Below are 18,394 nucleotides of genomic sequence, written 5' to 3' on the forward strand. Positions count from 1 at the left end.
GCGCCTGGGCCTTCAGCATTCCACCTGCTGGACGGCAAATTCCCTGAACCGTTCGGCAAGCGACGTCGAGACCGTTCCGTCGGTGACCACGATGTCGATGTCCCGCCATTCCGCGTAGCGTGCGGGAAATATCCTGTCGTGTTTGGAATGGTCGGCGACCACCATCGAGCGTGCCGACCGCGAAAGCATGGTCCGGTAAACCAACCCGCATTCAAGAAGCGCGTCGGTGGGACCGTCGGGGCCGAGGCCGGAGGCGCCCAGTATCGCGAAATCGGCATTGAATTCCTGAAGATACGATACCGCATGCGCGCCGATGGTGGCGCCTTCTGTCGGATGATATTTGCCCGGCAGCATCACGACGTCGATGGTGGGATTGATGGCGAGGACCGTGGCAACACCAAAGGCATGGGTAATGACGGTGATGTTCTTCATTTCCGTGGCAATACGCCGGGCGACATGAACGGTGGTCGCTCCCGAGCCGATCATCAGCACCCGTGCGTCCTTGAGCAGCGGCACGGCGGCGCGGGCAATGCGTTCACGCTCGGAAACAAACAGTGCATGTCGTTCCGTGACGGAGGGTTCGGTGCCGAGGGAGCGCACCGCCCCGCCATAGGTGCGGTTCAGCAGGCCCTGATCGGTCATCTCGTCGAGATCGCGACGGATGGTTTCGGTTGAAACCGCCAGCATCTGGGCAAGTTCGGCGACGCGCAGGCTGGGCGACTGGTCGAGTTCGCTGAGAATCCTGTTCTGCCGCGTCGATTTCGGTTTCTTCATCTATGCCTCGTCTCATCCCGCTTTGCTCAACTGCTTTTTGGCAGCATAGCGGGTGGCCTGCAAGTCCGGCAGCGGAGCGCAGGCTGTTTCAGCCGTAGCCGCTTTTGATTCAGGCCGCCATGCGCCTGCGTCGCAAGAGAGTGCCGATCAGCCCGCCACCGATCAGGAGCGCCGCCGCCGAAAGCGTGCTCATCGTGCCGAGCGCCGGCACCATCGGCGTGTAACCGGCAACCATCTTGGAATAGAGCCATTTCGGAACGGTGGAATCGACGCCGGCCGTATAGAGCGACAGCGGAAAATTGCCCCACGAGAGCAGGAAGGCGAAGAGCGCGCCGGACCATATGCCGGGCCAGAGGATCGGTAACGTCACCTCACGCAGAATGAACCAGCGGGAGGCGCCGAGGTCGCGGGCGGCTTCCTCCAGCGTCGTGTCGAAACCATAGACCTGAATGGCGATGACCAGCGTTACCACCGGCACAATCCAGACCAGATGGGCAATGACGGCGGTGATCCAGCTCGGATTGACGCCGAGCGCGTTGAACCACAGGAGCAGCGCCAGACCCAATACCGGCTGCGGAAAGAATACGGGCAGGAGAATGACCTTCTGGTAGAGTTTGCGGCCTTTCCAGTCGTAGCGGGCAAAGGCGAGCGCGCCGAAAAAGGCGAAAACGATCGAAACGAAGGTGACGATGGTTGCGATCAGCAGCGAGTTCGAAACCAGTGTCTGTATTTCGAGAGAATCGAGAGTTTTTCCCCACCACTCGCCGGAGAATATTTTCACCGGGAAAACAAAATATCGTCCCTTGGCCAAGCCTGCGAGTGCGCCGCAGAGTATCGGCAGATAAACGACGATCAGAACAAAGGCCGTCCAGAGGCGAATAGCCAGACCGGTTTGGATTTGCGCACGGGTTTCCATGGGTTACCTCCGGCCGAGAATGCGGTCGAGATCGAGCTTCGACAGCACGAAAAGCGACAGGCCGCTGACGATGACGACGAGGATGAGAGCGAGCGCCGACCCGAGCGGCCAGTTCTGCGCATAGGTGAAGGCCACCTCGATATCCTGGGCGATGGTGATGACGGATTGCCCGCCGAGGATTTTCGATTCCGCCACCGCACCCGCGCCCAGCACGAAGGTCAACAGCATGCCGATCAATATGCCGGGCATGGCGAGCGGCAGCTCGACCTCGCGCCAGATCATGAAACGGCGCGCGCCGAGATCGCGGGCGGCATCGACCAGATCTTTCGGCACCATGGCGATGCCCAGTGTCATGGGAAAGAGCATGAAGGGCAGGTAGACATAGAGCATGCCGAACAGGATGGCGCCCTGCGTGTAGAGCAGTTCCGGGCCGCCGGAAAAGCCAAGATATTTCATCAGCCCGTCGAAAACGCCATTCTTGATGAAGAACAGCACCCAGCCATAGAGCCGCACATTTTCCGACACGAAGAGCGGGAAGACGAAAAGCACGGAAACGAGACCCGCCCATTTGCCGAACAGGCGGTTGAGACCATAGGCGATGGGATAAGCGACGATGGCAAGCCCGATGACGGTGGCCAGGGCATAGGCCAGCGACCACGCGAACGAAATCCAGACGGTGTTGGCCGGATTGAAGATCGTGGTGAAATTTTCAAGGGTGAAGGAGCGGAAGGCATCGAAGCTCTTCGGTGTGGCAAAGGCATAGGCAGCAACGGCCAGAAGCGGCGCAAGAAAACCGAGGCAAAGCAAGGCGAGCACCGGAGCGGCGGCCAGAAGGCCCGGCTCCACCTTGATACGTTGCGCCGGCGTTTCCGCAAGATTGCTGCTGCCTTGTCCAACTGCGATGGCCATGGTCAGCCTCCCACCACGATCGCATCTGCCGCATCCCAGCCGATCGTCACCCTGTCGCCAGCCGCAACCGCTGCGCCGCGTGCCGCCTCGACCAGGTAGATGTGCTCGCCGGCATGGATCTGATATTGGATGCGCGAACCCAGCGAATATTCATTGTAAATGGTGCCGGCAATGGTGTTGTCGGCCGAGGCGCCGGGCGACACGAAGCGCATGGTTTCCGGCCGCACGATGACGGTTGCCTTTTCGGCCACACCCTCGGGAATGCCGGATACGGCCAGCACCTTGCCGCCGGCGGTCATCCAGCCGGTCGCGGTGCGGGTGATGTCGAAACTGTTCACCTCGCCGAAGAATTCCGCCACGAAACGGTTGGCGGGGCGGGTGTAGATTTCCTCCGGCGCGCCGATCTGCACCAGCTTGCCGCGGTTCATCACGCCGACGCGGTCGGACATCACCATCGCTTCTTCCAGCGAATGGGTAATATAGACGAAAGTTTTGCCGCTGACGCGATGCAGGTCCTTGAGTTCTTTTTCCAGCGCCTTTTTCAGCTTGTAATCGAGGGCCGACAGCGGCTCGTCGAAAAACAGAACATCGGGATCATAGGCGAAGGCGCGCGCGAGAGCCACGCGCTGCTTTTCACCGCCCGAACAGCGCATGACGTTCTTGCCATAGTAATTTTCCGGCAGCCGCACCATGCGCATCAGCGCCAGCGCACGGGTCTTGCGCTCGGCGGCGGGCATCTTGCGCACCTTGAGCGAAAACTCGATATTTTCCCCCACCGTCTTGTGCGGGAAAAGCGCCAGAGACTGGAAGACGAGGCACGTCGGACGTCTGTCCGCCGGCACGTCGTTGATGAGGTTGCCGCGCAGCGTGATGTAACCCTCACTTGGCCGCTCCATACCGGCCAGCATTCGCAGAAGCGTCGTCTTGCCGGATCCGGACGGGCCGACGATGGAGACGAATTCGCCTTCCTTAAAATCGACGTCGATGCCATCCACGGCAGCGAAATCGCCAAAAACCTTGCGAACGCCGACGAGCTGCAGCACCGGTCGCGATTTCGCTGCCGTATCGAAGGACGGAATGTCGGGGGAGGTCAATGCGAAAGCCATGTCCATACTCCGGACGGAGGCGCGCCTTCCGCTCTGGAAAACACGCTTTCCTGTTTCATTGAGAATTCAAATATCCAGTCAGCCGCGCAGGCGCTTGGCCGCGGTCATCAGTTCCAGCGCCTTGTCGTAATCCGGTACGATGTCGTATTCGACCGACCTGGCCATTTCCTCTTCCAGGCTGTCCCACTGGATGGCTTCCAGCTCATCCTTGGTGAAAAGGTCGAAGCACTTCTTGTTGCCCATCTGCGAGACCGGGTTGAACGTACCCTCGGCAAAGGCGACCGCATGCGCCACTTCCGGGTGCTGCACATATTTCAGAAAATCGCTGGCGAGCGGTGAAATGTCGGGATTGTTGACGATCGAGGTGATCTCGATCCAGGCGATGCCGCCCTTGCCCTCGATCGGCCCCTTCAGCGGCGTGACGGCGCGCAGGTTGAGATAGCCATCGGCCCGGGCCGGCGAAACGGAATAGGTGCCGCCCGTCAGGTGCAGGTCGATCTCGCCGGAAACCAGCGCCTGGTTCAATGCCGCACCGTCTCCGACCATTTTCGCACCCTTGAACACCTTCTCCGCCGTTTGCGCGAACAGTTTCATTTCCTCTTCGGTGTGGGTCTTGAACGGATTGATGCCGGCGACCATGAAGATGCCGAACACGTTCCAGTCGTCGGATTCGAGAATGCCGTAACTGCCGGCAAGGCCTTCGTCATTGAACAGGTTCCAGCCCTGTTCCTCCGCCGTGACGCGGCTGATCTTGTCGGTGTTGACGACGAAGGAATAGGGCCCGAAGCGTTGCGCCATGCCCAGCAGTTCCTTGCCGTCCTCGCTCATCGCCCAGGGATATGGCGCCTTGAATTGCGGCAGCATCTCATCGAAAAACGGCTCGAATTCCGCTTTTGGCAAAGGCTTGATCAGGCCGGCCGGCGCCATGACCTTGCGCGCCCAGGGATTGTTGACGTTGATGAGGTCCCAGATTCTGGTTTCGCCGGCGCGAAGCCGGTTGATCATCGTCGGATCGTTGGTCAGCGACTCCGCCTTGACCGTCGCGCCCTTGGCCGAACGGTAGGGGTCGAGCACCTGGGCGGAATTGTACCCCTCCCAACACAGGATATTGAGTTCCTTGTCCCGCGTGGCGGCGAAAGCGCTGCCGGCGTTCGCGAAGGGGGCGGTCAATGTCGCCGCACCCATGGCCTGCATGAAATTGCGTCTCGTCAGTTCCATTTCGCTTCCCCTTTTATTGCGCTGTCGGCACCAACTTTTGATGTTGGAAGTGTGTCGTAAAAATGTGTTATTTACAACATTTATTTTTTCCTTCATTTTGTTTTCGAAGATGTGGCGCTCATGAGAATAGGCGGATATGTGCCGGGTATCCGAGAATGACAGGGACATAAAAGCCATGTTTTTCAGGGAATTTCCGGGGGTTTGAATTGACTGACGAGGTTTTGTGCAAACGCGGCATTGTCGCAAAGGCAAATGCTGCAAATATTGGCAACTGCCACAGGAAGGTACATAAAAATGTTGAAGTCTCTACAGGGCAAAACCGTTATTGTCACCGGCGCCAGCCGCGGCATCGGCAAGGGAATTGCCAGACGTTTCGGTGAAGCCGGGCTCAATGTGCTGGTCGTCTCGCGCAGCCAGGCGGATGCAGACGGGGTGGCTGCGGAAATCGGTCCGAACTGCGCCGGTTTCGCCGCGGATGTGTCGACGCCGGAAGGGGCCGAGGCGATGGTGCGGGCGGCGGTCGAGCGCTTTGGCGGCGTCGATATTCTTTGCGCCAATGCCGGTATTTTTCCAGCCGCAAAGCTTGGAGAGATGACGCCTGCCGATTTCGATCACGTCATTTCCACCAATCTGAAGAGTACGTTCCTTTCGGTCTCGGCGGTGCTGCCGGAAATGACAAGGAAGGGAGAAGGCTGGATCGTCATCACCTCATCAATCACCGGGCCGGTTACGGGTTATCCCGGCTGGTCGCATTACGGCGCCTCGAAGGCCGGCCAGCTTGGTTTCATGCGCACCGCCGCCATCGAACTCGCGCCGAAAGGCATCACGGTCAACGCCGTCCTTCCCGGCAACATCTTCACCGAAGGGCTGGAGGGCATGGGCGCGGATTATATCGCCTCGATGGAAAGCTCGATCCCTTTGAAGCGGCTGGGCACGGCGGCCGATATCGCCAATGCGGCGCTATTCTTCGCCTCTCAGGAGGCGGCCTATATTACCGGCCAAACGATCACCGTCGACGGGGGCCAGATCCTGCCGGAATCGCCCGGCGCTCTGGCAGCCATGTAAAAACGAAAACCCCGCAAAACCTTTGCGGGGTTTTCCTGTCGATCCCATCACGGCACGTTCAGCGGTTGCCGAGAATCTCTGACAATACCTCTGAAAAATAATCGGCATCTGCTTTCGAGAAGCAGAGCGGCGGGCGGATTTTCAGCGTTGCGCCGTGCTTGCCGGCCGCGCCGATCAGGATGCCCCTTTTCTTCATTTCGTTGATGACGTGGATGGCAAGCGCCGTATCTGGCTCGCCATTATCGTTGCTGACAAAATCGAGGCCGATGAACAGCCCGGCGCCCCGTATATCGCCGATTGCCGCATGGCGGGACTTGAGGTCGCCGAGACTGCCGGCGAAATACGAACCGACACTATCGGCATTGCCCATCAGTCCCTCATCCGCGATCACGTCGAGAACCGCAAGACCCGCTGCGGCGGCAACAGGATTGCCCCCGAATGTATTGAAGTAACCGGTCTCCTCGCAAAAGCGTTGGAGCAGATCAGGGCGAGTGACGACGCCGCCCATCGGGAAACCATTGCCCATGGGTTTGCCCATGGTGACGATATCAGGGGTTATGCCGTGGCGCAGGAACCCCCAGAGCCCGAAACCGGTGCGGCCGAAACCGGGCTGAACCTCGTCGGCGATGAACAGCCCGCCGGCATTGCGCACCGCCTCCACGGCGGGTTTCAGAAAATCGGCCGGATCTGCATAGATGCCGTCGCTCGAGAAGATGGAGTCGACGATCAGCGCCGCCACACCGTAACCCGCTTTCTTCAGGTCGGCGATGGCTGCTTCGACATTTGCCGCAAAGGTCGCTGCGACCGTGGACGGGTCCCCGCCCGATGGGGCCGGAACGGTGCGCACGAAAGGCGCGGGCTGGCGTTTCCTCAACGCTGAAGGCGAGATTTCCGTCACCAGCGCCGTGTTGCCATGATAGGCGGTCTCGGTGACGATGAAGCCTTCGGCGCCTGAGCCGATGCGTGCGATACGCAGGGCGAGATCGTTGCTTTCCGATCCGGTGCAGGTCATCACCAGATTGGAAAGATCCTCGGGATAGGTCGCAAGCAGCCGCTCCGAATAGGTCTCGACAATACGGGTAAGATAACGGGTGTGAATATTGATCCTGGCCGCCTGTTCGGCAATGGCGGCGACGACGCGCGGATGACAATGCCCGACCGAAGGAACATTGTTGTAGACATCGAGATATCTACGTCCGCTGGCATCATACATATAGGTGCCTTCCGCCCGCACCATCTCGATAGGCTGTTCGTAGAACAGCACGGAAGATGCGCCGAATGTGGCGGAGCGGCGTCGGACCCGTTCGGAAAGATCTTCAGGAAAGCCATCCATGCGGCCGGCGTCGAACCTGTTCAGCGCCAGGATTTCTTTGAAGGGAGCGGCGGTCATGGGGATCCTTTCACAGCGATGCGAGATAACGGTCGGCGAGCGCAACGGTGCCATCCGTATAGGCGGCGCCCAGCGATTGCGCCGTCGGCGTTTCCGAATGTGAGGCGATCCACGCCGTCAGTTGCATGCGCCTCAGCATGATGAACATGGGTAAGGCCGCCACCTGTTCCGCAGCCAGCGGTGCGACTTGGCGATAACCCTCCAGCCAGGCATCCATCAGTTCGGGAATGTAAGGCTCGTGCTCCATGAAGCTGATGGCTGCGGCGAAGTCGTAGGCGAACCACGAAAGTCCGCAATCGTCGAAATCGATGACGCCGAGCCTTTCCCCTTCGACGAGCAGGTTCGCTGCCCGCATGTCGCAATGAACGAGGCCGAAACGATCGACACCGTAGCCAAAGGCCGCCGTGCCCCTTTCCAGTTCGAGATAGGTCCGTTCAAGTGTCGCGCTGCCATCCGCCGTCAGGCCGAGGGCTGCGCGCCAGTCCCCCCACCAGGCGGATGGGCCGATAATATGTTCGAAGTCCCACAATTTTCGAACGAAACCTTCGGGCCTTTTCCAGCGGCGGCTATGGTCGTGGAGGCGGGCATTTATCCCGCCCAGCACGCCATACCATTTCACGAGATCGGTTTCCGCATCCGGTTCCCTGCCGGACATGAAATCGAAGGCGACGGCAAAACGACGGGTCTCGCCGTCGGAAAAAGATTGCAGAAGCCTGCCGTTACGGGACGCCATGACTTTCGGCGTCTTCACCACCCCGTCGCTGCGCAGGGCCTCGGTCCAGGCGAGTTCGGAAAGGATCTCCGCCTCGCTGTGATAGTCGGGCCGATGGACCCGCACGATCACATGACGTCCCGCCGGATCGGTGACCCGGAATGTTGCGTTTTCCGATATGGTCAGCAGCTCGACCCGCGCATCGGGATCAATATCCCAACTCGGTATAAGGCTGGCGACCCCGTCAGCCAGACGCGTCAGGAATTGATCATCATACAACATATGCGTGATTCCAAGCTTCGTTAATGTGGAAATCCAACACTAAAAATGTGGAACATGCAACATAATTTATAATCTGAAAAAGTCCGCCTCCCGGTTTGCCAGGGCAAGGAGCGTTCAGGGTCGAACAGGCGAAGATAATATCGCCTGTTCGATCTGGCGTCTCCGATGCCCGGAACGGCGATTGCGATGAAACCGGACTTAGCCGTTTCGACGTCCTCGGCCCCAATACATTCCGGCTCGCGCAGTCAAAAGCATCACCGTTGCTCGCCGGAGGATGCCCATATATTTTGAGAAAATGTCACGCATGGCTTTTCCTTTCTTCTTGTTTGATCGACCGGATATAGGCGCGCCACCCTCCAAGGCCTGTCACTTCCACAGCACCCTTGAGCGCATAGGGTTCGCACAGGAAGCCGGAGATTTGTGATCCGTCGTCCAGCGTCACCTTGCCGATGCCAAGGGGAGCGGGAATGTTCTGCACGAAACGTCCGAAGGCTTCGGGCGTCACCCTCCAGACCTCCACCTCCAGCCCCGCGCCTTCGAAGCCGGGCTCCCGCAGCAGGCCGGGTTTCGGTGGAACGGTATTCGGCAAGACGAACAGCCGGTAGTCGCCGGCCGTGCGGCAGGATTTCATCAGCCGGCCGCCGGGGCCTGTGAGTTCGCGATTGAGCGGCATGCCGGTGAGATGGGCGCCGACAACGACAATCGGCACCAGCCCGTCATCGGTATCCGCCACTTTCGAAGCTTCCGGCAGGGCAGCCCTGCGGTCCTTGCCCATGCCCGACTGCAATGCGCGGTGCAGCATATCGGCAAATGGTGCCAACGCATCGTCGGAAAAGGCCGGGCCGAACAGGGTGACACCCGCCGGCAAATGATCCGCGGCATCGAAGCCCGCGGGAACAGCGATGGCCGCATAACCGAACAGATTGGCGAAATTGGTATATCGCCCGAAATGGCCGTTCTTCGCGATCGGATCTGCGCGCATCTCCTCCACCGTGTAGGTGGTCGGCGATGTCGGCAGCATCAACACGTCGGCTTTCGCCCATTCCGCCGACGCCTTCTGGCGAAGCGTCTCAAGCCCGTATAGTCCCTCGAAGGCGTCGACGGCATCGTATCGCCTTGCCCCCTCGATGATTGCCCTTACGGTGGGATCGAAATCGCCGGCATTGGTCGCCAGGAAATGCTTCACCGCCGCCAGACGTTCGGCCACCCATGGGCCGTTATAGAGCAGCTCGGCGGCCTGACGGAACGGCGCATAGTCGAAGGGGACGATGTCTGCGCCGAGCATTTTTGCTTTTTCGATAGCCGCGTCATAAAGCGCCTCGAAAGCGGCATTGCCGAAGAATTCCCGTTCCCCGGGCTCAAGCACACCAATGCGCAGCCCGGCAGCCGGCAGGGCGGCCGGCTTTGCCCTGCGCGAGAAGGGATCGCCGGGGTCATAACCCTCCATGACCCTGCGCACCTCCACGCCGTCGCCCACCGTGGCGGAAAAAATGGTCACGACGTCCACCGAGCGGCATGCGGGTACGACGCCGACATTCGGCACCAGTCCGGGTGTTGGTTTGATACCGACAATATTGTTGAAGGCGGCGGGCACGCGGCCGGAACCGGCCGTATCCGTGCCGAGCGCGAAACTGGCAAGGCCAGACGCCACCGCCACGGCGGAGCCGGAGGACGAGCCTCCCGACACATAGGCCCTGTCGAACACCGATCGCGGCGCGCCGTGAGGCGAGCGTGTGCCGTTCAGCCCGGTGGCGAACTGGTCGAGATTGGTCTTGCCGATGACGATTGCACCTGCGGCCTTCAGCCGGGCGATGACGGTCGCATCCTGCTGCGGCCGGTAGGCAAAGGCCGGGCAGGCGGCCGTCGTCGGCAGGTCGGCCACGTCGATATTGTCCTTGACGGCAAAAGGCACGCCCCACAGCGGCAGGCTGTTTGCTCCGGGCGCGCGGGCCAGGAGGTCGCGGGCGGCGGCGCGCAGATCCTCGTCCGGCGTCTTCGTTATGAAGATCGCCGGATCGTCTGACGCCTCGATGCGAAGAATTATCTCCTCGACGAGATCGAGCGGGCTCAGCCCCTTTGCATAGGCGGCTTTCAGCGAGGCGATATCGAGAATGATCGGCAACATTACATGGCCTCCAGAACGACCAGCACGTCGCCGGCCCTGACATTGCGGCCCGGCCCGGCGCGGAGATCGCGCACCTTGCCCGCGGCGTGCGCGTTGACGGTGATTTCCATCTTCATGGATTCGATGATGGCGAGCGTTTCTCCGGCCGCCACCTTCTGCCCTTTTTCCACCAGCACCTTCCAGACATTGCCCGGCACGGCACTTTCAATGCCGAAGCAGCCGTCGGGAATATCGCCCCCGAGGCCGGGACCGACGCCTTCATCGACAACGAAACTATCGAGCCCCTGATCTTTCCAGCGTTGGCGTTCCGCCTCGAAGGCGGCCTGCTGGCCCGCCTTGAATGCGCCGATTGCAGCGGCATTCTTCTGAAGCTCCGCCTCGTAATCCGCATAGGAAAACTCGCCCTCTTCGATACGGACGGGATAACCCCCATGGGGAAAGGCGGCGCGGGCTTCGGTCAATTCGCCGTGGCTGACGGGAAAGAAACGGACCTGATCGAAGAAATCGAGCAGCCAGGGTTTGTCCTTGCCGAAGACCGGGGTTTGCCGCCACGTATTCCACATCTGGATGGTGCGCCCGAAGAGCTGATAACCGCCCGGCCCCTCCATGCCGTAGATGCACATATAGGCGCCGCCGATGCCGACGGCGTTTTCCGGCGTCCAGGTGCGCGCCGGATTATATTTTGTCGTGACGAGGCGATGGCGCGGGTCGAGAGGCGTGGCAACCGGGGCGCCGAGATAGACATCGCCAAGCCCCATGACGAGATAGGAGGCGTCGAAGATTTTGTCTTTGACCGCCTGTTCGTCATCCAGACCGTTGATGCGGCGGATGAATTCAATGTTCGAGGGGCACCAGGGCGCATTGGGGCGCACCAGCTCCTGATATTTGCGCATCGCCAGCGCCGCATCCGGATCGTCCCACGACAGCGGCAACCAGACGGTGCGGCTCGGCACCTTCACCGAGTGAACGGAAGGCATGCCGCTTTCGATTTCGGAAAGAAGGCCGAGCAACCGGCCACGCGTCACATGCGATCCATCGTAGTGAATTTGCAGCGAGCGGATGCCGGGGGTCAGGTCTATCAGGCCGGGAACGCCGGCTTCCCGCACCGCCTGCATCAAAAGATGGCTGCGAAGGCGCAGGCTGACATCGAGTTGCATCGGCCCATATTCGACCAGCAGGTTGTCATCGCCCTGCCGGCGATAAACGACCGGAACCTCGCCGTCATCGCGACGGCCGAGAATGGGGGAGCCGGCATTGTCGCCAATGCGTTTGACGATGGGACCGGCAATGGGATCTTCCGCCCGCGCAACCGGATGAAAGCGGATCTTGTCGCCCGGTTTGAACTGTCCCATCTTCCATTGCTCATCCGCGGCAATCACCGCCGGGCAAACGAAGCCGCCGAGGGACGGGCCGTCTGGCCCGAGAATGATCGGCATGTCGCCCGTAAAATCGATGGCGCCGATGGCATAGGCATTGTCATGGAGGTTCGAGGGGTGAAGCCCGGCTTCCCCGCCGTCCTCGCGCGCCCATTTCGGCGCAGGGCCGATGAGGCGTATACCCGTGCGGGCAGAATTGAAATGCACCTCATATTCGGTCGCAAACAGGGTCTCGATATCGTCCTCAAGGAAAAAATCCGGCGCGCCATGGGGCCCGTAGAGCACGCCCACCGACCATTCGCGGGTCAGGTCGGCAGGTTCGGAGGCGGCTTTCGCATCGGCCTGGGGGGCGCGGGCGATGCGAAGAACGTGGCCGGCGCGCAAGGTGCCGGTGGCGTTGCCGCCGAACTGACCAAGCCCGAATGTGGCGCGCGAGCCGAGCACGACTGGCGCGTCAAAACCGCCGGCCACCGCCAGATAGGCCCGCTGCCCCGCACCGCCGATCTGGCCGATGGTAAGCGTCTGCCCGGCCCTGACCGTGATCGGGGTGTTATGCGGAACGGGTTCGCCGTCGCATGTCATCGGCATTCCCGCGCCGGCAAGCGCTACTGTCACATCCGCAAAGAACTTGAGCACGGGACCGGAAACGGTGATTTCCAGAGCCGCGGTGTGGTCGTGATTGCCGACCAACCGGTTCGCATGACGGAAGGAACGTTCGTCCATCGGTCCGCTCGGCGGCACCCCGACATGCCACAGGCCGAGACGGCCGGGCAGCTCCTGAAGGCTCGATTGCGCTCCCGGTGCAATGACCTCGACGACATCCGGCACGAAGGGAAAATCCTTCAGCGCCGTGGTCGCGACATTCCCGGTCCGGAAAAGGCTGGAGCCGGCAATCGCCCTGAGATAGTCGAGATTGGTCTCGATGCCTGAAATCGCGGTGTGCGACAGGGCGGCGCCGAGACTAGCGATCGCTGCGTTGCGATCCGCGCCCGTGACGATGATCTTGGCCAGCATGGGGTCGTAAAAAGGCGTTACCTCCGTGCCGGTCTCTATCCAGCCGTCGACCCGGACATCTTCGGGAAAAACCACCTCGGTCAGAAGACCGGCGCTCGGGCGAAAATCGGCATGCGGCATTTCCGCATAGACACGCGCCTCGATGGCCGCCCCCTTCGGTATCAGCTCCTCTGCGCCGGTCAGGACATCGTCGCCGGCGGCCTGACGGATCATCCATTCCACCAGATCGATGCCGAAGACGGCTTCGGTCACCGGGTGCTCCACCTGCAGCCTCGTATTGACCTCCAGGAAATAGAATTCCTCGCGGGTCGGATCGTAAATGAACTCGACCGTGCCGGCGGAGCGATAATTCACCTGTCTCCCCAACGAGACGGCCGCCGCGTGCAGGCGCGCCCGAACCTCATCGGAAAGCCCGGGGGCGGGTGTTTCCTCGATGACCTTCTGGTTGCGGCGCTGAAGCGAGCAGTCGCGTTCGCCAAGTGCGATCACCCGTCCCTTGCCGTCGCCGAATATCTGCACTTCGACATGGCGGGCCTTCGCCACGAACCGTTCCAGATAGACGCGGGCGTCGCCAAAGCTCGCTTTCGCCGTGCGCTGCACGCTCTCGAAGGCCGCTTTCAGCGCGGTGTCGTCGGCGCAGAGCTGCATGCCGATGCCGCCGCCGCCGGCGGTGGATTTCAGCATGACCGGATAACCGACGCCTTCCGCGGCGGCGAGCGCCTCTTTGACCGAGCCAAGCAGGCCGGATCCCGGAAGCAGCGGCACACCGCTTTTCTGCGCCAGTTCCCGGGCGGTGTGCTTCAGGCCGAAATCGGCGATGTTTTCCGGTGTCGGGCCGATGAAGACGATGCCTTCAGCCGCCAGCCTTTCGGCAAAGCCGATATTTTCGGAAAGAAAGCCATAACCGGGATGGACTGCTTCCGCGCCCGTCTTTTTGCAGGCGGCAATCACCGCTTCGACATCGAGATAACTTTCTGCGGAGGGCGCCGGCCCGAGGCGTATCGCTTCGTCGGCCGTCAATGCCGCCCTGGCGAAGCGGTCGGCATCGGAATAAACCGCCACGGAGGCAATACCCATGTCCCGCAGCGTTCTGATGATGCGGACGGCGATTTCGCCACGATTGGCGATGAGAACTTTCTTGAACATCGGCTCAATCCTCCCCGTTCCAAACGAGCACCCGGATCGGCGTCGGATCGAAACCATTGCAGGGATTGTTGATCTGCGGGCAGTTGGAGATGACCAGCAGCACATCCATCTCGGCCACCAGTTCGACGTAGTCGCCGGGCGAGGAAATGCCGTCCACGATGGTCATGCCGCCATTGGGCGAGATGGGCACATTCATGAAAAGGTTGATATTGGAAACGACATCGCGTTTGCCCATGCCGTATCTGGCGACCTCGGCGATGAAATTGTCCCGGCAGGCATGAAGATATTTCGTCCCGTGGCCGAAACGCACCGTGTTGCTTTCGCAGGAGCAGGCACCGGCAGAGGTATCGTGACGGCCGCAGCTGTCGGCGGTCACGGTCAGCATCACACGGCCTTCGCTCGACATGATTTTCGTGCCGGTCGAAATATAGGCCGCGCCCTGCGCCCGCACCGTATCCTGACTGGAGTAGCGTTCGGAAAAGTCTCGAGCATTGTAAAACAGCGTATCGATGGCCTGCTGGCCGTAAGTGTCCTCGATGCGAACCGTGGCGCCCTTGCGGATGAAGGTGGAGAAGGGTTTTTCAGCCGGGACGTAGTGGTTTTGCGCTGCATTTTCAGATGTGCGCGACGAAACGGTTTCAATGAAATCGGTCATGTTCGTTTCTCCCGGCTCAAAGGTTGGAAAGCGCGTTGTTCTCGAAACCGCGCACGGCCTCGGCGGTGGCGGTCCGGCACAGGTCGTCGGCGGCAACCGGAGCGGCCGCAAGGCGGGTGACCGTCACCGGGTTCGGCGCATAGGCCGGGTTGGGATCGAGCGGATGCGGGCAATTGGAAAAACCGACCAGCATGTCCATTTCCGCACGCAGCTCAACATAGTCCCCGCCATTGAGGAGGGCCGGGTTCCAGAAAAACCGGCCTTCGGCATCAACACGCACGGGCGCGAAAAGCGTCAGCGCGGCGGGAATGTCACGGCGCTCGAGGCCGAGCTTCATCGCCAGCTTGATGAAGTTATCGCGTGTGTCGCGCAGATGTTCGCCCTCATAACGGGCGTTGCTCTGCGCGTTCGAGCCGCCGACAAGGCAATCATGCGCGCCGGAACTGTCCTCGGTAATCGAAAACATCACACGCCCCATGTCGGAAAAGATGACGCGGCCTTTGGAAAGCCCCGTCGTCCACTGCACCTTGATCGTGTCGGGCAGATTGATGCGTTCCGAGGTGTCGGCGGCATTCCAGGCGATGAGCGCAATCGAAGAGAAGCCGTGGCTGAGGCTGATGCGCAGCACCTCTTCCCTGCGCAGCCTGGTCGTCCAGTACCAGCCGCCGGGAATGATTTCGCGGTGAAGGATTGTCGTTTCGTCGAGCGTGGGTTCGGGCAGGAGGCTGAAGCCGGGCAGCGCCTTGGGCGCGAATTCCAGCCCCTTTTTCTGGTGATCTTCATAACGGGCGCGGTTGGCGGCGATTTCTTCGGGCGAACGTCTTTGGTGCATAAGGTGCTCCATGGCGGTTGAGTTCGGGTCGTCCCGGTGTCTGCCCTTGTTTGCCGGGTCGTCCCGGCGGGCCGTCGGAAGCAATTCCGGCAGGGGTGTTGAGCCGCCCTCTATCCGCAACTGCGCAGTCGACATCAGGGCTTGGCCCTGATGCATATCGTTTCAGGCGGCAACGCCGCCGGCCCGGCGTGGCGGCCAGATCGAAATGTCGCGGGTGACCGTTGCGCCATAGCGCAGCTTTTCCTCCGGGCGGTCGCGTGGGCGCTCGAAAGCGATGACGCGGGTGGCAAGCGTGAAGGCCTCGCGCATGTCGTGCGTCACCATCACCACCGTCATCTGCGCTTCGTTCCACAGCCGTTTCATCAGCTGGTGGATTTCGGCGCGAATGCCCGGATCAAGTGCGCCGAAGGGTTCGTCGAGCAGCAGGATTTTCGGCCGCATCAGTAGCGTCTGCGCAAGCGCCAGGCGCTGCTGCATGCCGCCGGAAAGCTGGGCGGGATATTTGTCTTCCGACCCTGAAAGGCCGACATCGGCGATCATGGTGCGAGCCTCGTCTATCGCGGCCCGGCGGGCGGCGCCGAACAGCCTGCCGCTGACGGGCGACGCGGCAAGCTCCTTGCCGATCAGGACGTTACCGAGCACGGTCAGATGCGGAAAAACCGAATATTTCTGGAACACGACGCCGCGGTCCGGTCCCGGTTCGTCGGGCAGCGGTTTGCCGTCGAGAAGGATCGTGCCGCGGCTCGGCCGCTCCTGGCCGAGGATCATGCGCAGGAAGGTGGTCTTGCCGCAGCCGGACGGACCGACAAGCGCGACAAATGCGCGGGATTCGATCTCGAGCGAAACATTCTCGAGCACGATCTGATCGCCATATTCCTTCCAGACATTGTCGATGGTGAGCGTGCTCATGCCTTGTTCTCCGTTGCCGACCAGGGAAAGACGGCGAGGCGCAGCCGGTCCAGCAGCCAGTCGGTCAGCACGGCGATAAGCGTGATCCAGATGACATAGGGAAAAATCACATCCATCGCGAGATAGCGGCGAACGAGGAAGATGCGATAACCGAGCCCCGCATCGGACGAAATCGCTTCCGCCGCGATCAGGAAAAGCCAGGCCGGTCCGAGCTGGAGACGCAGACAGGTGATGAGCCGCGGCAGGACCTGCGGCAGCACCACGCGCAACGCGATCTGCCATGAGTTTGCCCCGAGCGTCTCGGCCTTGATGATCTGCTCGCGCGGCAGTTCGACGGCCCTGAGCGCCAGATCGCGGATCATCACGGGCGCCACACCGATGACGATGAGTGCGATCTTGGAAATTTCGCCAAGGCCGAGCAGGATGAAAAGGATGGGCAAAAGCGCCAGCGGCGGCACCATGGAAATGGCGCCGACGAAAGGCGAAAGCAGCGATCGTGCGTAAGGCAGCATGCCGATCAGCATGCCGATGGCCAACGCCATTGCGGTCGCTATTCCCAATCCCGAAAACAGGCGGACGAGGCTTGCGGCCGTATCCGTCCATAGAAGAATATCACCCGTGCGGGCATCGGGGATGACGGCCAGCCGGTTGATGGCGTCGGCAAGGCCGGCAAAGCCCGGCAGAAGCTTGTCATTGGCGTTTTCGGCAAGCCGGGCCGCCGAGCCGACCGTGTAAGCGATCAGCACGGCCGCAAAGGGCAGGACGGCAAGTCCAAGACGGGCGCCGTTCGAAGGACGCGAATTGATCCAGCGCATGGGAAACTCCGGGGTGATGGCAGGGTGGAAGACCGCGCCGGTGCGCGGTGCGGCTGGTCCTCAGAGCATCCCCTTGGCCGCTTCGGCCATGTAGTCCGTCGTGAAGCGGAACTTGACGTTGGACGTATCGCCGCGGACGGCCCCGTCCGGAAACGCGATGCCGATCGCATCCGCCGATGACGCGCCGTTGCCAAGCAGGCCCTTGTCGAACAGGAAGTGCCGCACCCGGTCCATGGTCTTCGGCAGGTCCGGCGAAGCCGTGAAGGCGACCGCGTCCGCCGGCTTGTCGAACAGCTTGGTGGCCGCCATCTGGGCTTCGAAACCGGCAAGATCCGTGCCGGATGCCTTGCCCATCGCCTCACGCGCCGCCTTGCCTTCCGCGCTCTCGGCGGTCATCACCTTCATCGTATCGTACCAGATGCCCGCGAGCGCCTTGCCGAAATCGGGATTATCCTTCAGCACATCGGTATGGGCGACCATCAGATCGATGATCTCGCCGGGGACTTTGGAACTGTCGAAAACCTTGTTGGCCGAGGAATTCTGGAGAATGGTCGAAACCAGCGGATTCCACGTCACGACAGCGGAAACCTCCGGTGTCTGATAAGCGGCGACCATGTCCGCGTCGGACGTATTGACGACTTTCACATCGCGTTCGGATGAGCCGATGGTTTCGAGCGCCCGTGCAAGCAGATAGTGCGACACGGAAAACTCCACGAGATTGATGTTCTGGCCCTTGATCTCGGCAAGGTCTTTTTTGTCCTTGAGGATGACGGCATCGTTTCCATTGGAGAAATCGCCGACGATGACGGCGGTTGTATCGACGCCGCCGGCAGCGGGAATCGACAGGCCGTCCATATTGGTCAGCGTCACGGCGTCATAGGCGCCCGCCGTATACTGGTTCATCGATTCCACATAGTCGTTGAACTGCGTGACCTCGATATTGATGCCGTATTTGTCGGCCCATTTCTTGACGATGCCATGGTCGGCGGCATAACCCCAGGGCATCCAGCCGACATAAATCGACCAGGCGACCTTGAAATCCTTTTTGGGCGCAGCATCCGCTGTGGAAACCAGCGGGAGCGCAAGAAGGCCCCCCAGCGCGGAAATGGAAATGATCGTTTTGAAAGTCTGCATTGGTATTCCCCTTTTG

15 protein-coding genes are annotated in these 18,394 nt (G+C 61.0%); 1 reads left to right on the top strand and 14 read right to left on the bottom strand.

The annotated features are described in order from the left end of the window. Positions 1–12 precede the first annotated feature (12 nt). The 5 genes from L904_RS02810 to L904_RS02830 all read right to left on the bottom strand — a co-directional run bounded on the left by L904_RS02810 (position 13) and on the right by L904_RS02830 (position 4,923). A complete protein-coding gene (locus L904_RS02810; RefSeq protein WP_035260856.1) occupies positions 13–774 on the bottom strand; it encodes a DeoR/GlpR family DNA-binding transcription regulator in 762 nt (253 codons plus the stop codon). A gap of 109 nt (positions 775–883) precedes the next feature. After that, positions 884–1,690 carry an ABC transporter permease gene (locus tag L904_RS02815; protein WP_035260858.1) on the bottom strand — a complete coding sequence of 269 codons (807 nt, stop codon included), beginning with the start codon at positions 1,688–1,690 and terminating at the stop codon, positions 884–886. A 3-nt stretch (positions 1,691–1,693) separates the two neighbouring features. After that, positions 1,694–2,599, bottom strand: coding sequence for an ABC transporter permease (locus L904_RS02820; protein WP_051671855.1), 906 nt, complete (start codon positions 2,597–2,599; stop codon positions 1,694–1,696). Positions 2,600–2,601: 2 nt separating this feature from the next. Further along, the gene (locus L904_RS02825; RefSeq protein WP_035260864.1) at positions 2,602–3,705 is read right to left on the bottom strand and encodes an ABC transporter ATP-binding protein; all 1,104 of its coding nucleotides are present in this window, start codon (positions 3,703–3,705) and stop codon (positions 2,602–2,604) included. A 78-nt stretch (positions 3,706–3,783) separates the two neighbouring features. Continuing rightward, positions 3,784–4,923, bottom strand: a complete 1,140-nt coding sequence (locus tag L904_RS02830; RefSeq protein ID WP_082707599.1) for a PotD/PotF family extracellular solute-binding protein — start codon at positions 4,921–4,923, stop codon at positions 3,784–3,786. 294 nt (positions 4,924–5,217) lie between these two features. On the opposite strand from L904_RS02830, the gene fabG reads away from it, so the two are divergent. Beyond that, positions 5,218–5,988, top strand: coding sequence for a 3-oxoacyl-ACP reductase FabG (gene fabG / locus L904_RS02835; protein ID WP_059775489.1), 771 nt, complete (start codon positions 5,218–5,220; stop codon positions 5,986–5,988). Between the two features lie 58 nt (positions 5,989–6,046). Here fabG and L904_RS02840 read toward each other — a convergent pair whose 3' ends face one another. The 9 genes from L904_RS02840 to L904_RS02880 form a co-directional block, all read right to left on the bottom strand. Then, positions 6,047–7,378: an aspartate aminotransferase family protein gene (locus L904_RS02840; RefSeq protein WP_035260133.1), complete on the bottom strand. Its 1,332-nt coding sequence runs from the start codon at positions 7,376–7,378 to the stop codon at positions 6,047–6,049. A 10-nt stretch (positions 7,379–7,388) separates the two neighbouring features. Then, positions 7,389–8,372 carry a phosphotransferase enzyme family protein gene (locus L904_RS02845; protein ID WP_035260131.1) on the bottom strand — a complete coding sequence of 328 codons (984 nt, stop codon included), beginning with the start codon at positions 8,370–8,372 and terminating at the stop codon, positions 7,389–7,391. Positions 8,373–8,670: 298 nt separating this feature from the next. Beyond that, positions 8,671–10,497 carry an allophanate hydrolase gene (gene atzF / locus L904_RS02850; RefSeq protein WP_035260128.1) on the bottom strand — a complete coding sequence of 609 codons (1,827 nt, stop codon included), beginning with the start codon at positions 10,495–10,497 and terminating at the stop codon, positions 8,671–8,673. Then, entirely contained in the window at positions 10,497–14,033 is a 3,537-nt protein-coding gene (gene uca / locus L904_RS02855) for an urea carboxylase (protein WP_059762440.1), read from the bottom strand. Before uca ends, atzF begins: the two co-directional genes overlap by 1 nt. 4 nt (positions 14,034–14,037) lie before the next feature. Beyond that, positions 14,038–14,688: an urea amidolyase associated protein UAAP2 gene (locus L904_RS02860; RefSeq protein ID WP_035263168.1), complete on the bottom strand. Its 651-nt coding sequence runs from the start codon at positions 14,686–14,688 to the stop codon at positions 14,038–14,040. 16 nt (positions 14,689–14,704) lie between these two features. Then, complete coding sequence (locus L904_RS02865; protein ID WP_196248062.1) at positions 14,705–15,520, bottom strand: urea amidolyase associated protein UAAP1; 816 nt, start codon at positions 15,518–15,520, stop codon at positions 14,705–14,707. A 162-nt stretch (positions 15,521–15,682) separates the two neighbouring features. Further along, a complete protein-coding gene (locus L904_RS02870) occupies positions 15,683–16,429 on the bottom strand; it encodes an ABC transporter ATP-binding protein (RefSeq protein ID WP_004432675.1) in 747 nt (248 codons plus the stop codon). After that, positions 16,426–17,244, bottom strand: a complete 819-nt coding sequence (locus L904_RS02875) for an ABC transporter permease (protein ID WP_035263172.1) — start codon at positions 17,242–17,244, stop codon at positions 16,426–16,428. Before L904_RS02875 ends, L904_RS02870 begins: the two co-directional genes overlap by 4 nt. Before the next feature lie 60 nt (positions 17,245–17,304). Continuing rightward, positions 17,305–18,378 carry a putative urea ABC transporter substrate-binding protein gene (locus L904_RS02880; protein ID WP_035263173.1) on the bottom strand — a complete coding sequence of 358 codons (1,074 nt, stop codon included), beginning with the start codon at positions 18,376–18,378 and terminating at the stop codon, positions 17,305–17,307. Positions 18,379–18,394: the final 16 nt, after the last annotated feature.

Source organism: Agrobacterium sp. LY4 (genome assembly GCF_001526585.1).
Classification (GTDB): domain Bacteria; phylum Pseudomonadota; class Alphaproteobacteria; order Rhizobiales; family Rhizobiaceae; genus Agrobacterium; species Agrobacterium leguminum.